This window comes from Novosphingobium sp. BL-S-32, assembly GCF_056857055.1.
Genome location: NZ_CM166476.1, coordinates 2,791,387 through 2,804,809, shown reverse-complemented (window position 1 = coordinate 2,804,809; position 13,423 = coordinate 2,791,387). Strand labels below are relative to the sequence as shown.

Annotated in this window: 10 protein-coding genes; 3 read left to right on the top strand and 7 right to left on the bottom strand. The window is 62.5% G+C overall.

Annotation, left to right across the window (positions count from 1 at the left end; all coding sequences use genetic code 11):
- Positions 1 to 5: 5 nt before the first annotated feature.
- The 3 genes from AC1VVK_RS13295 to AC1VVK_RS13285 all read right to left on the bottom strand — a co-directional run bounded on the left by AC1VVK_RS13295 (position 6) and on the right by AC1VVK_RS13285 (position 4,073).
- Entirely contained in the window at positions 6 to 2,201 is a 2,196-nt protein-coding gene (locus tag AC1VVK_RS13295; protein WP_482903359.1) for a GumC family protein, read from the bottom strand.
- Positions 2,202 to 2,345: 144 nt separating this feature from the next.
- Positions 2,346 to 3,593 carry an O-antigen ligase family protein gene (locus tag AC1VVK_RS13290; RefSeq protein ID WP_482903358.1) on the bottom strand — a complete coding sequence of 416 codons (1,248 nt, stop codon included), beginning with the start codon at positions 3,591 to 3,593 and terminating at the stop codon, positions 2,346 to 2,348.
- A gap of 216 nt (positions 3,594 to 3,809) precedes the next feature.
- The gene (locus AC1VVK_RS13285) at positions 3,810 to 4,073 is read right to left on the bottom strand and encodes a hypothetical protein (protein ID WP_482903357.1); all 264 of its coding nucleotides are present in this window, start codon (positions 4,071 to 4,073) and stop codon (positions 3,810 to 3,812) included.
- Positions 4,074 to 4,131: 58 nt separating this feature from the next.
- On the opposite strand from AC1VVK_RS13285, the gene AC1VVK_RS13280 reads away from it, so the two are divergent.
- Both AC1VVK_RS13280 and AC1VVK_RS13275 read left to right on the top strand, forming a co-directional pair.
- Positions 4,132 to 5,064, top strand: coding sequence for a M48 family metalloprotease (locus AC1VVK_RS13280; RefSeq protein WP_482903356.1), 933 nt, complete (start codon positions 4,132 to 4,134; stop codon positions 5,062 to 5,064).
- 99 nt (positions 5,065 to 5,163) lie between these two features.
- Positions 5,164 to 5,877: a polysaccharide biosynthesis/export family protein gene (locus AC1VVK_RS13275; protein ID WP_165912202.1), complete on the top strand. Its 714-nt coding sequence runs from the start codon at positions 5,164 to 5,166 to the stop codon at positions 5,875 to 5,877.
- A gap of 14 nt (positions 5,878 to 5,891) precedes the next feature.
- On the opposite strand, the gene AC1VVK_RS13270 is transcribed toward AC1VVK_RS13275, so the two are convergent.
- The gene (locus tag AC1VVK_RS13270) at positions 5,892 to 6,830 is read right to left on the bottom strand and encodes an NAD-dependent epimerase/dehydratase family protein (RefSeq protein ID WP_482905164.1); all 939 of its coding nucleotides are present in this window, start codon (positions 6,828 to 6,830) and stop codon (positions 5,892 to 5,894) included.
- A 296-nt stretch (positions 6,831 to 7,126) separates the two neighbouring features.
- Here AC1VVK_RS13270 and galE point away from each other — a divergent pair, with 296 nt between their 5' ends.
- Positions 7,127 to 8,131: a UDP-glucose 4-epimerase GalE gene (gene galE, locus AC1VVK_RS13265; RefSeq protein WP_482903355.1), complete on the top strand. Its 1,005-nt coding sequence runs from the start codon at positions 7,127 to 7,129 to the stop codon at positions 8,129 to 8,131.
- 62 nt (positions 8,132 to 8,193) lie between these two features.
- Here the strand turns inward: galE and AC1VVK_RS13260 are convergent, their stop codons facing one another.
- The 3 genes from AC1VVK_RS13260 to AC1VVK_RS13250 all read right to left on the bottom strand — a co-directional run bounded on the left by AC1VVK_RS13260 (position 8,194) and on the right by AC1VVK_RS13250 (position 13,375).
- A complete protein-coding gene (locus tag AC1VVK_RS13260) occupies positions 8,194 to 11,382 on the bottom strand; it encodes an autotransporter domain-containing protein (protein ID WP_482903354.1) in 3,189 nt (1,062 codons plus the stop codon).
- Positions 11,383 to 11,435: 53 nt separating this feature from the next.
- Positions 11,436 to 12,386 (bottom strand): dioxygenase family protein, encoded by a 951-nt coding sequence (locus tag AC1VVK_RS13255; RefSeq protein WP_482903353.1) that lies wholly within the window; start codon positions 12,384 to 12,386, stop codon positions 11,436 to 11,438.
- A gap of 209 nt (positions 12,387 to 12,595) precedes the next feature.
- Positions 12,596 to 13,375, bottom strand: a complete 780-nt coding sequence (locus AC1VVK_RS13250) for a response regulator (RefSeq protein ID WP_132388906.1) — start codon at positions 13,373 to 13,375, stop codon at positions 12,596 to 12,598.
- Between the last annotated feature and the right edge of the window lie 48 nt (positions 13,376 to 13,423).

The window sequence follows — 13,423 nt, the reverse complement described above, 5'->3', positions numbered from 1 at the left end:
TCAGGTCAGTCCTGCTTTTCGCCGTAGCTATAGTAGTTGTACGTATAGTAGCTGTAATCGTCACCGCCGACCTTCGGATCGAAGCGGTTGAGCACAACGCCCAGAATGTTCGCCTTGATCAGGGCAAGGCGGCGAAGCGCCGATTTGACCGCACCGCGATGGAATTCGAGTGCGTCGATCACGAACAGCACGCCATCGGCATGGTTGGCAAGCAGCGCGGCATCCGACAAGCCAAGCAACGGCGGGCAGTCAAGAACGACAGTATCGAACCGCTTGCGCGCTTCTTCGATGAAGCCATAGAGACCTTCACCAGCCAGAATGAGCGCCGGATCGGGCGGCATCGGCAGCGCCGACATGTAGCTGAGCGTCGGCACGTTGGAGCTGTAAACGGCGTCGTCAAAGCTCTTCTGGCCTGTCAGCACATCGGCAAGGCCGGTGGCCTTCTGATCGCTCATCACACGGTGAAGCGTGGGACGGCGCAAGTCGGCATCAACCAGCAGCACGCGCTTGCCAAGCTGCGCGATATCGCTGGCGACAGCACGGGCGGTCGTCGATTTACCTTCCGATTCCCGCGAACTGGTGACCATCAGAACGTGCGGCAAACCAGTGGCGGTCGAATAGCGCAGATTGGTGACAAGCGAGCGATAGGCTTCGCTGACCTTCGAGCGACGGTCTCCGAAATGCGCCTCGACATCGCCATCCTTCTCGAGCGGGATAAGCCCGAGAAGCGGCATGCCCAGCTTGCGCTCGACATCGTCGGGCGAGCGGATCGTATCGTCGAAGATTTCGCGCAGGAACACTGCGCCGGCCGCGACGATGATGCCAAGCACCAGCGAAATGAGCACATTGATGAGCAATCGCGGCGAATAGGGTTTGGTGGGAACCTCTGCCTGATCCACGATCGTCAGGTTGTTGGACGATGCCCCGGCAGCCGCATTGAGCTGATTGTAACGCGACAGCAGGGTATCATAGAGCGTCCGGTTGGTATCGGCCACGCGCTTGAGCACCGCATACTGGACACCGCGATCCTGCTCCTTGAGCGCATCGCCGCGCAAGCTGCCGACATGGGCCTGAAGGGAATTTTCCTGCTGGAGCGCTGCCTGATATTCGAGCCAGGCCGACTTCTTGAGCGAATCCGCGATCACGCTGATGCGCTGATCGTATTCGGCAATCTCGGCCTTCTTCGACTTGACTGTCACGAAATCGTCGCGGTGGCGCGATTGCTCTTCGGCAAGATCGGCTTGGACTTTGGCCTTTTCGCTGACGAGCGTCGAAATCGCGGGGTTTGCGTTGACTTCGGGAATCGAAAGCGGCGCCGCATTCGCAAGCGTATGCCAACGGTCCTCAGCCTCGATCCGCGCCGCGGTCGCTTTGGAGGCAGCGTCGTTCAGCTGAACGAGCGTGCTGTTGGTAACCGAAAGTACCGATTCCTCATTGCCGTTCTCACCTTGGCTGGTGATACGGATGAGCCCTGCCGCGCGCGCGTACTGGTTCAGATCGCGCTCCGACTGCGTCACCTTTTCCCGTGCTTCGTCGAGCTGATCGGAAAGGAAGCGACGCGCGTAGGACGAGCTGTTGTACTTCTGGTCAAGATTGCGGTCGATGAAGCGCTGGCCATATAGCTGGGCCAGCTTCGCAGAATAGGCGGCGTTCCGGCTGCTGACACTGATCGAGACGATGCGGCTGTCCGGCGGAAGATCGACAGTCAGATTATCGAGGAGGGCCTCAATGGCGGCCTCCTTGCGAAGCTGGTCGAGAGTTTTCTTGCCGCCGACTTCGGCGAGGTCCTGTTCGGTGGGGAATTCCACGCCCATCGCCTCGAAGAACGCAGGGTCGCGATTGAGACGGCCGCTTTCGACGACGCTCTGCGCCAGCGAACGGCTCTGGATAATGCCGACCTGGGTCTGAAGGAAGCGATCCGTATCCTGGACGTTGTTGACCTTTTGCAGGTCCGTGCCTTCGATGATCTGATCTGCCTGATCTTCAATCAGGACACGTACCTGAGCACTATACTTGGGAGCGACAAGCAAGGTTACAATAATGCCGAGCACCAGAACAGTGGCGATCACCCCTGCAATGAGAGCCCAATTGCGCCGCATGGCGCCCATTACCATCTTCAGTATGGCAGTCAGATCCGGGCCCGTTTCCTCAACGGCGGGATAACCCTCCAGATCGTCCCTATCGAGATATGCGTCACTCAAGATTTCTTCCCGCCATATATTCTGTTTCGGTTCATGACCGAACGAGACCCATCACTCGCCCCGTAAGGGCTGCTTCCGACAACCACCGGTTGCACGGCTTGGACAATAAAACTTCGCCTGATCAGCTGACTGCCGCGTCAATCTTCAAATGCGATCGGGCAGGCCTCCCTCATGCGCAGGCCTTCCCTCTCGCGTGCCCAGAAGCAACGCGAACATTAAGGCGGCAATGCACAGCAAGGTCTGACTCCGCAAGGGGTAGTCAGTGAGCGATTGAAGCGCCAGCTGTACCAACACGCCAACAGCGGCAAGAGGCACACCTCCATGCCGCGCCGAAAAACCGAGCGTTGCCACGGCAACCATCCAGCCGCCGATCAGCAGAATTCCGATAATCCCGGATTCCAGTGTGACCTCCAGAAAATCGTTATGCGCACGTCCGGCGCGGCCGAGGCTGACGTTTTCAAGCGCTTCATCGACCTGGAAGACTTCGTCAAACGATCCAATTCCCGCCCCAAGCGGCCAATAGCGCTTGATGGCGACAACCGTGTCTGCCCAGATTTTCGGGCGCTCCTCATCCTCTACGGAATCGAAACGCGTCAAACTCTGGTGGACACGCTGATTTCCGCTCAACAAGAAACTCCCACCCCCAATCACCAGCGCCACGGCGAGCACCGCTCCCACGACCACCTTTCGGCTATGGGCAGCCCCCCTCCTGATCCACCAATTCCATATTGCGACCAAAGCCGGAACTGTCAGAAGCGTCATGCTTGAGCGAGACCCCGTCAACACGACACCAATCACAAGAAGGATCGCGACGGCTACTGAACCAAGCTTCCATACGGGTCCAGCCCGATGCCACGGAACCGCGCCGACAAGTGCAACAAGGGCGATACCCAGCATGAGACCGGCGGTATTGCGATTGGCAAAGGTGCCCTGCAAGTTCCTGGATCCCGCGACTTCGTCATAGAAAACCAGCAACCGATTGTTCGTCGCAAGCTGTTGGGCGCCAAGCAGCATGACGATAATGCCGGCGACAACCACCGCCTGAAGCATCAGGCGCTTCTGCCGTTCCGGAAGATCCCACGACAGGACCAGAATCGCCAAAGGAGGCAAAAGAGCGAAAAAGGCCATCGCCGTTCGGTTGACGCTCAGCGTGAACGGGCGCCACGCGCCTTGCACCCCGATCAGGTCATAGGATTGCACCGCCAGGTCGCGCCCCGGGAGGGACTGCCAAATCGCAGGCGGCAAAGGCAGGAGTTGCAGCAAAGGCAACAGCAGCGTAGCTGCGACAAGAATGACAGGCATTCTCGGAGCTTGCGCAAAAAAGGCAAAGATAGCCTGCCGGTTGAGGGCAAGCACGGCAAGGCCAGCCAATTGCACAACCAGATTGGCCAAACCCGCAGCGGATCCCCCACCCCCGAAAATGAGTGCGACGAGAAGCAGCAGGACCGCGTACCCGGCCCGGCCCTGCGGGATAAAACCGACCGATGGCGGCCTTTTACGCTTTGTTCGCGACCCGGACAGAGCGTCACCTTTTAAATTATTATTCAGGACATAAAAAATCCTGCCCCTGGATTTCTCAAGGGCAGGACTCTTACGAAGTCAGGCGAATCAGACGCCCTTCGACTTCGAATTGCCGCTGGTGGCAGCCACGATACCGCCGATAGCAGCAGCACCACCAAGAGCGGCAAGCGCATAAACGCCGGCTTCAGCCTTCTGGCGGCCCTTGACGGCAACCGAGCTACGCTGGCCAACGCTCGACAGGCTGGCAGCCTTCGGAAGCGCGGCCGAAGCTGCGGTCCCTGCCTGAGCGGCCATCGGAGCTACGATCGCGCTGGCAGCAGCCACGGCCACGAGCACATTCTTCAGCTTCATGTGTCCTCCTTGAACAACTATAGACGAAGTGTCCTTTCTGGATGTACCGCCCTGCACAATGCAGCGCAATCGTATATCTGTGTTTTTCCGTAGCCTTGCGCTTCTCGCCGCCTCTTGCGGGCTATTCATCGCAAAGGGTCATGCAAATGCGGCGGAAGCTCCCTGGCCGGTCGCGATTCGGTCCGAAATGGACCGACTTGCGGACGTTGGATTCAGACTGAACCTGGCGGCTGCCCCTTTATGCAGCACCTCCGCAGCAGGCACCGGAATCGTCCTGGACCATATCGAAGCCTATTCGCCCGCGGACCGTGACGCGGTGCGCGCGTTGCTTTCCATGACGGACGCTCCGCAAATTGCAGCACTGGCCATGAACAGCCCCGCATCGCGCGCCGGTGCGCGGGTTGGGGACGATATCCTTGCGATCGACGGGCAATTGACCAGCGATCTCCTTGCCGCATCGCCGGATCGCTCCATCTTCGCGGACGAACTTGAGACACGCCTTGCCCTGACACCACCCGGCAGGATGATTCACCTATTGTTGCGGCGGGATTCCAGGTCATTCGAAGTGGAGATTGCGCCCGTGCGAACCTGCTCCGCGCGCTTCGTCATCAAGACGGACAAAGGTTTCGATGCCTTCAGCGACGGCAAAAACGTCGCCCTCTCTCGAAAACTGATCGACTTTGCCCGCAACGACGATGAACTCGCGCTAATTGCCGGCCATGAACTGGGCCATATCGTCAACAAGGACGGTGACGCCCACTCTTTGGGAGAAAGGCGCAATATGGAAGATCGCGCCGATCTTCTGGGGGCGGGCCTTGCAAGATGTGCTGGATACGACCCTCAGGCGGGCGTCGAGTTCTGGCTCCGCCGTGGCAGGCAGGACCCCTTTCGCATGTTTCGCGCGCCTACCCACCGCAAACCTGAGGACAGGGTTGCTCTGATGCGGGAGAAGGCCATGACCGGGCCATGCCCGCCAAATGAGGTCAAGTGAGCAGGCACTGCTTGGAAACGAAATCCCAGACCTTGCGTGCGCCCCCCCGCCCGATTACCCGGTGACCAAATGCGTTTAAGGCCATGGAGACCCTCGAAGGTGCACAGTTCAAACAAGGCCCTTGTTCTTACCCCCCTAATGGTCGCGGTCTCTCTGACCGGCTGTACCGCCACGGCTACACATAATCCCGCGCTTCCTGTCGGCGAGGCTGCCTATCAGGTCATTCCCGCCACTGTCCCCGCTCCCAGTGTCTATACGATCGTGCCGCGCGACGTTCTGCAGGTGCGCGTCTACGGCGAGCCGGACCTTTCCGTCGAAAAGGCCCGGGTGGACGATGCCGGCTTCATCCAGCTTCCCATGGCCGGACAGATCAGCGCCGCCGGCCTGAGCGCGGACGAGTTGACCAAGCAGGTCACCGCAGTGCTGGGGCGCAAATACCTGCGCAATCCGCAAGTCGCCGTCTCCGTGGACGAGGCAGCTCCGCGCTACGTCTCGGTCGAGGGCGAAGTGAAGATGCCCGGCGTCTACGAGCTGACCACGAACACCACGCTGCTGGGCGCATTGGCGCGCGCGCAAAGCCCGCTCGTTACGGCGAAGCTGGATCAGATCGTGATCTTCCGCACGATCAATGGGCAGCGCATGGCCGCACGCTTCAACGTGAAGGACATTCGCACGGGCATCAGCCCCGATCCGATCGTCATGGACGGCGATGTCGTCATGGTCGGCTATTCGCGGATCAGCGGAGCCTGGCAGGACTTCCTGAAGATGGCGCCGATCTTCAATATCTTTGCAGTCGTGGCCACCCGGAACTGATCCGGGTCACTCGCTCAATCCGGCAAATAGGCCCGATACCATTCCACGAAACGCGGCACGCCCACTTCGATGGGCGTGCTGGGCGCATAGCCGGTATCCCGCGTCAGCGCGGTGATATCGGCATATGTCGCGGGCACATCGCCCGGCTGCATCGGCAGCAGCCGCAGTTCGGCCTTCACCCCGCAGGCACCTTCCAGCACTTCGATCATCCGCATCAGATGCTCGCTGCGGTTGTTGCCGATATTGTAGAGCGCGTGCGGCTTGACGCTGCCGCCGGCCTTGGCTTGTCCGTCATCCGCCGGAGGCTGATCGAGACAGGCGAGCACGCCGCCGACGATATCGTCGATATAGGTGAAGTCCCGGTACATCTCGCCGTTGTTGTAGACCTCGATCGGGCGCCCCGAGAGCATGCGCTCGGTGAATTTCCAGAGCGCCATGTCCGGCCTTCCCCACGGCCCGTAGACGGTGAAGAAGCGGAGGCCGGTCAGCGGAATGCGGAACAGGTGCGCATAAGTCTCGCTCATCAGTTCGTCCGCCTTCTTGGTGGCGGCATAGAGCGAGACGGGATGATCGACACGATCCTCGACCGCGAAGGGCAGCTTTGCATTGCCGCCGTAGACCGAGCTGGAGCTGGCATAGACCATATGCGCGACCTGCCGGGCCCGGGCGATCTCCAGCATGTTGACGTGCCCGGCAAGGTTCGCGGCGACGTAGGCCTGCGGGTTCTCCAGCGAATAGCGCACGCCCGCCTGCGCGCCGAGGTGGACGATCGTGTCGAAGCGATGCGGTTCGAGCGCGGCCGTCAGCGCCGCCATGTCCGAGAAGTCCAGCCGATGGAACGTGAAAAGGTTGCCATGCCGCGCCGTCAACCGGTCCCGCCGGGCCTCCTTGAGCGAGACCGGGTAGTAATCGTTCATGCTGTCGATACCGATTACCGGCGTGCCGCGCGCCATCAGCGCTTCGGCAACCGCCGCGCCGATGAAGCCGGCCGCACCGGTGACGATCGTCGGGTATTGGGACAAGCTGGAAATCTCCGGTCTGGTGCCATCGGGGCCGGACGGTCCCTTCACGAAATGGCATGGTGGAGCAAGGCCTGTCGCTTGAACAGCACTCACTTGCGCCAGGTCGGCGCGAATCGTTGCATTTCAATGGCAGCGGAAGCGTTTGACGCAGTGCAACACGCACCATATCGAAACAGCAAATCATGCAAAGGCCGGCCGCGAAGCCCGGCGTGAATGAGCGGAGATCCATGACAAGCAAAGTCCCCGTCCTCGTTACCGGCGGCGCCGGCTACATCGGCAGCCACGCGGTCCTCGCGCTCAAGGATGCGGGTTGGCCGGTCGCCGTGATCGACAACCTGACCACCGGCTTCCGCTTCGCCATTCCCGACGGCGTGCCGCTCTACCAGGGCGACATCGAGGATGCCGCCCTGCTCGCACGCATTTTCGCCGAGCAGGGCACGAAGGCGGTCATGCACTTCGCAGGCTCGATCATCGTGCCGGAATCGGTGGAGAATCCGCTCAAGTACTACCACAACAACACGGCCAAGAGCCGCGCGCTGATCGATGCGGCGGTGAAGGCGGGCGTCTCGCACTTCATCTTCAGTTCGACCGCGGCGACTTACGGCATCCCCGAAGTCTCGCCGGTGACCGAGGACAGCCCGAAGCTGCCGATCAATCCCTACGGCATGTCCAAGCTGATGACCGAGATCATGCTGGGCGACGTGGCGAAAGCCCATCCGCTCAACTTCTGCGCGCTGCGCTATTTCAACGTGGCCGGTGCCGATCCGCAGGCGCGCACTGGCCAGTCGACGGCGGGGGCGACGCATCTCATCAAGGTCGCGGTCGAGGCGGCGCTGGGCAAGCGCAGCCATGTCGGCGTGTTCGGGACCGACTTCGACACGCCTGACGGGACGGGCGTGCGGGATTACATCCACGTCTCCGACCTGGCCGCCGCGCACGTCCTCGCGCTGGAAGCGCTGATCGCGGAGCCTGCCCGCTCGCTGACGATGAATTGCGGCTATGGTCAGGGCTTCTCGGTGCTGGATGTGCTGGACGCCGTGGACCGCGTCACCAACCGCACGATCGAGCGCCGCCTCGAAGGTCGCCGCGCGGGCGACCCGGATTCGCTGATCTCGGACAACAGCCGGATCAAGGCGACGCTGCCGTGGGTGCCGAAGTACGCGGACTTGCCCACCATCGTCGAACACGCGCTCGCCTGGGAGCGCAAGCTGGGCGAGCTTCGCCCGGAATAGAACCAAAAAAAGGGCGCGGCCGGACCGAAGTCCGACCACGCCCGCAGCCGTATAGGTTTCCGTCAGAACGCGACGCTAAGCGAAGCGCGCGCCGACAAGTCGGTGGACCAGGTGGTCTGCTCCGCCCGGGCCGAGATCTTCCAGGTGAAGTCGTAACCACCCGCCAGCATCGAGACTTCGCCGATCCATGCGCCCTTTAGGCTTTCCGGCGTGATCGTGAAGCTGGAACCGGCGTCGTAGGTGTCGCCGCCGTTGAAGTAGGCGGTGGTGCTGCCAAGCTGGCCCGCAAGCACCTCGCGGCGGCCGGCTTCCAGCTGGAATGTCAGCGGGCGCCAGTCGGGCGAGATCTTGCCCAGCGAATAGGCGGCGGTGACGGTCGGCGTGACGGTCGTCTCCTTGCTGGTGCGGCTGTCGACGGTCAGCGCCATGGCCTCGCTGGTGCTGGTTTCGCTGTAGCCGTTCTCCTTCAGCCAGTACTGCTCCAGTTCGATCTTGGGCTTCAGGCTGAAGCGGGTCGAGGCCTGGTACTTGTACGAGGCTCCGGCGATGCCCGAGATCAGCCAGCCGTTCCACTTGCCGTTGGCGGTATCGGTGAAGTCCACATCGTCCACCGTACCGGTGAACGTGCGCTTGGAATCGACCGAAATGCGCGAGCCGCCAATGCGGGCCCAGGCCATGATCGGCCCCTTGGCCGTGCGCCAGAAGGCGCCGAGGTCATGCTGGCCGGTGCTCAGGTCTCCGGTTCCACCATTGTCCTTCACCGTGCCCTGCAACCAGGCATAGGACACGCCGAAGTAACCGAGATCGGTGTGCTTTTCGAAGCCCGCCGACAGGCCCCAGCCGCTGGTCTTGTAACCGGCGGTGCTGCCCGCATCCTTGCTCGTGCGCCAGTAGACCGGCTCGAACCAGCCGCCGACATCCGAGATGGTGAACATCGAGCTTTCGTCGGAGAGGTGCTGGGTGACGAGGCGGTCGGCGCTGGTCACGGCATCGAAGACGCCGCCGGCGTGGTCAGGCAACAGCGCCGAAACCTGCGACTTGAGCGTGGTCGAATCACCGACCTCAAGCAGGCTCTCGGTAAGCTGGGTGTCGTTCTGCGCGGTGGCGTAGATCGCGTCCCAGGCGGAGGCCTGGCTGCGGGTCAGGCCCAGTTCGTCGGTCGTCTTGCGGGCGATCGTCAGGTAGATGTTGTTGGCATCGTTGCTGACGGCACCGTTATAGATGAACGGCAGGTTGGTTTCGGTCGAATCCAGCGTTCCCTGCACATTGAGGCTGCCCGCGGTCAGCACGGTATAAGTGCCTTCCGCTTCGCCGAGCGCGGTGACCGTCGCAGTGATCTTGGCGCCGTCCGCCAGCGTGGCATTGGCCACGTTGAACAGCGAACTCTTGCCCGCCGCCGTATCGATATAGACGCCGAGCACGCCGCCCGAATTCACCGTGAGCGAGCCGAAGTTGATCGTCTCGGCCTTCCTCGCGGTCAGCGTCGCGCCGCTGTTCACCGTGACGCCAAGGTTGCCCGCGTTCGTGAAGCTGCCGGTATAGACCGACGAACCCGACAGCGTCAGCGCGCCGCTCTCACCCGCGAAGTCCATCGTGCCGGTGAACGTCGCGGAATCGGCGAGCGAGGCGGTTCCCAAGCCGGTGCCGAAATAGACGTTGCCGGTGTAGACGCTCGTGCCCGACAGCGCGAGCGTATCGTCACCGGCCCCGAACTGGGTGGCGCCGGTGATCGTGCCCGCGGAGGCACTGAGCGTGTCATTGCCGGAACCGAACAGGATGTTGCCCTGGATGCTGGTGTAGACGGTGGGGTCGGTGGTGACCTTGTTCGTCGTGAGGTAGGTCGCGCTGGCCTTGATGTCGTCCGAATTCATGTACTGGTTGATCGTCACGCCGGTGGTGTTGGCGGACAGGTCGATCGCGGTAAGCGTGTCCGTGCTCGAACCCGTCGCCTTGATGAAGCCGGTGTTGTTGATCGTCGTCAGCGTGCCCGAAAGGTCCTGAAGCGCAACCGCCGTGCCCGCGCCCGGCGAAGAGATCACCGCCGAAATCGTGCCCGAGTTGTAGAGGCTGGCCGCCGTGCTGCCGGCGTTGATCGTCAGGCCATAGGCCGCCGTGTCGTACGTCGTCGCGTTGACGGTACCGGTCACGCCGATGCCGTTGGTCAGGTTGACGTTGCCGCCCTGCCCGCCGATCACCACGCCATAGGCATTCATCTTGGAATAGTAGGAGTTTCCGGTCGCCGAACCGTCGATGGCCAGCGAGTAGGTGCCCGAGTTGCTGGATACGCCGCCCACGGTGATGTCGGTGGCGCCGCCGACCTGCAAGGCAGGCGAGGTGCCGTAGGAGGTGATCACGCCCGTACCCTCGCTGGCATCGGCCACGCCGTCGCCGTCTTCGTCGGGATTGGAGCTGTCTTCGTCCACCGGCGGGGCCGCGATATAGATGCCGCCCGCAACGTTGCCGTCGATTTCCACGGCAGCCTTGCCGGTTTGCAGCGCCGTGCGAGACAGCGCGAGCGTGGCGCTGTTGTCATCGGTGAAGGACGTGGCCTGCGAAACGGTACCCTGTACGGTGACCGTGCCGCTGACATCGCCCTTGACGACCAGTCCCTGCGCGCCCGCGCCGACGACCGATACAGTGCCGTCCACCGTCACGTTGCCGTTGACCGCCTGAGTCGAGACGCCGACCGAATTGTCGCCGGTCACCTTGATCGTGCCGCTGTTGACGATGTTGCCGGTGTAGGCCGAATCGACGACGATGCCGCCCGAATTGAGACCCTCGACCGTGATCGTGCCCGCGTTCGAAATCGAACCGCTGGTTGCACCGCCGGACAGGACGTGAATGCCGTAACGATTGCTGGCCGATGCGATGGCGCCGTCGGCAATGCCGTCGGCCACGCCGTTGGCGTCTTCATCGGAAGGCACGAAGTTCTCGGTAACCGCGATCGTCCCGGTGGAACCCACAGTGACGGTTGCGTTGGTGCCGGCATTCACGGCCACGCCCGTCGCGTTATCCGCGCCGCCAACCGCCAGCGCGCCTTCGACATCCACCGTGTTGGCGCTGTCGGCCGTCACGGCATTCCCGCTCGCCACCGTGATGGTGCCGCCCGAAGCCACCGTTACGTCGCCCGCGCTGGACGTGACCAGCGGCGTGGTGGTGGCGGTGGAAACGGTGGTGGCGGCAAGCACCGGGGTCGCGGCCAGAGCCAGGACCAGCGCGCCCAGGCTGGTGGACGATTGCAAGGAATTCATATGGTTATCGCACTCTTTTACGGGAGGAAAAAACAGGAGCGGGCGCCCCCGGGTCAGACGGCGATGCCGATCAGGGCAGAGCCGGTGTAACCGGAGGAAACCGTGCCGGTGAGGCTGGGGGTCATCTGCGCGAGCTGCGCGGAAGTGTTGTCTCCGAACACACCGTCGGACGAGAGCGTGATCGCGTTGTAGTTCGCGATGCTGGCGGTGTAGCGGGAGTCGCCGGTGAAGACGGCGGTGTTGATCGCCGCCGGCATGGCCAGCTGCGAGATCAGGCTGGCGGTGCGGCCGGTGCTGGCGGCGGTGAGGCCGCCGGTGAAGATCTCGAAATGGATGTGCGGCCAGCGGCCCGAGTAACAGGCAGGATAGATCGTCGTGAAAGTGACTTTGCCCTCAGCATCGGTCACCTGAACGCCGCGCAGATAGCTCTCGGTCGTCACCCCGCTCGAATAGAGCGAGTAGCGGCCATAGGCATCGCAGTGCCAGACATAGATGGCCGCGCCCGCGATCGCCGCGCAGCCGTTATTCACGTCCACCAGTTGCAGCGTGATCTCCAGCGGCACCCCGGTCGCGGTGGTGGTGGAACCGATAAAGCTTGAGCGGATGTCCGAGCGGACGATCCCGCTGACGGTCAGCACGTTCGATGTCGATCCGCTCGCGGTGTTGGTGCCGTCGGCGGGATAGGGTCCGTTGGTCTCGGTGGGATCGGCGATGCAGCTTGTGCCGGACGTCCCCCCGGAGGTGGAACCGGTGCTGGAGGTCGAGGATGACGTGGTGGAACTCGATCCGCTCGACGTCGAGGTGGTGGAAGCGGCCGAGCCCGTGCTGGACAGGTTCGACGCGGAATCGTCGCCGCCGCCACATGCGGCCACCGTCACGGCGGTTCCGGCACTGGCAAGGAAGGCAAGCGCACGGCGCCGGGCCATGAACTTTTCGGAAATGACATCGATGTCGTGGCTCAGGCCGCGATCATGCTCGTCCTGCTCCGGCCCCTGATGTTCCAACCCAACCTCCCTCGTGCAGGCGCTGTGGTGACCGTTGGTCGGCCAGACAGGCGCTTGCAGGGGAGCAGGACTGGAAGCTCGCGTTTGCCGCGAGATTTCAGTCTGATTTCAGGGTTGTATCGGGGTGTTACAGATTGTCGCGAAGTGTCTCAGGGATCGCCGGGAAACACGCCTCGGGCGCATTTCCCGGCCATTTCCTGGGCCGATTCTCAGGCGACCACGGACGGCACGAAGAGATAACCTTCGTTGCGCACGGTGCGAATAATGTCACCGCCGCCCTCGCCGTCCGAAAGTTTTCGGCGCAAGCGCGAAAGCTGCACGTCGATGGCGCGATCATAGAGCTCGCTGTCTTCACCGCGCGACCAGTCCAGAAGCTGGTCGCGTGTCAGCACCCGGCGCGGATGCTGGGCGAACGCACGCAACAAACGAAATTCACCGTCGGACAGAGAGATGAGCCGATTCTGCGGATCGAACAGCAGGCGCAGGCCCAGATCCATGCGCCAGCCGGCGAAGCGCAGCACTTCGCTGGACTGCACATCCCCGTCGAGCGGCGGCCGCTCGTCATTTGCCGCCACGCCGGGCAGCGTTATCGCCTCAACGATACCGGCGGCAGGCGCACCATAGGCACGCCGCCTCAGAACCGTGCGGATGCGGGCCAGCAATTCGCGCGGATTGCAGGGCTTGGCCAGATAGTCGTCGGCGCCCATTTCAAGGCCGACGATCCGGTCGACATCGCTGCCGACCGCCGAAAGCATGATAACCGGCGGCGCATCGGGGCCAAGCTGGCGCAGCGCCGTAAGCCCGTCCTCACGCGGCATCATCACGTCCAGCACGATCAGGTCGAAATGCCGCTGCGCCAGCAGCGTGCGCATGGCGTCGGGATCGGCCGCGGTTTCGGTGGCGTAACCGTGCTTGCCGAGAAATTCGCCGATGAGTGAGCGAATGCCCTCGTCATCGTCGACGATGAGGATGCGAGTTTGCAGGTCCATCGCAGGATGTTCTAGGATCATTGCAGCACGATAGAAACCCCGTGTTCC

Excerpts from the sequence above, each read along its gene's own strand:
- galE (WP_482903355.1), top strand. The coding sequence starts at position 7,127 with ATGACAAGCAAAGTCCCCGTCCTCGTTACCGGCGGCGCCGGCTACATC.
- AC1VVK_RS13250 (WP_132388906.1), bottom strand. The coding sequence starts at position 13,375 with ATGGACCTGCAAACTCGCATCCTCATCGTCGACGATGACGAGGGCATT.
- AC1VVK_RS13280 (WP_482903356.1), top strand. The coding sequence starts at position 4,132 with ATGCAGCGCAATCGTATATCTGTGTTTTTCCGTAGCCTTGCGCTTCTC.
- AC1VVK_RS13260 (WP_482903354.1), bottom strand. The coding sequence starts at position 11,382 with ATGAATTCCTTGCAATCGTCCACCAGCCTGGGCGCGCTGGTCCTGGCT.
- AC1VVK_RS13285 (WP_482903357.1), bottom strand. The coding sequence starts at position 4,073 with ATGAAGCTGAAGAATGTGCTCGTGGCCGTGGCTGCTGCCAGCGCGATC.
- AC1VVK_RS13270 (WP_482905164.1), bottom strand. The coding sequence starts at position 6,830 with ATGGCGCGCGGCACGCCGGTAATCGGTATCGACAGCATGAACGATTAC.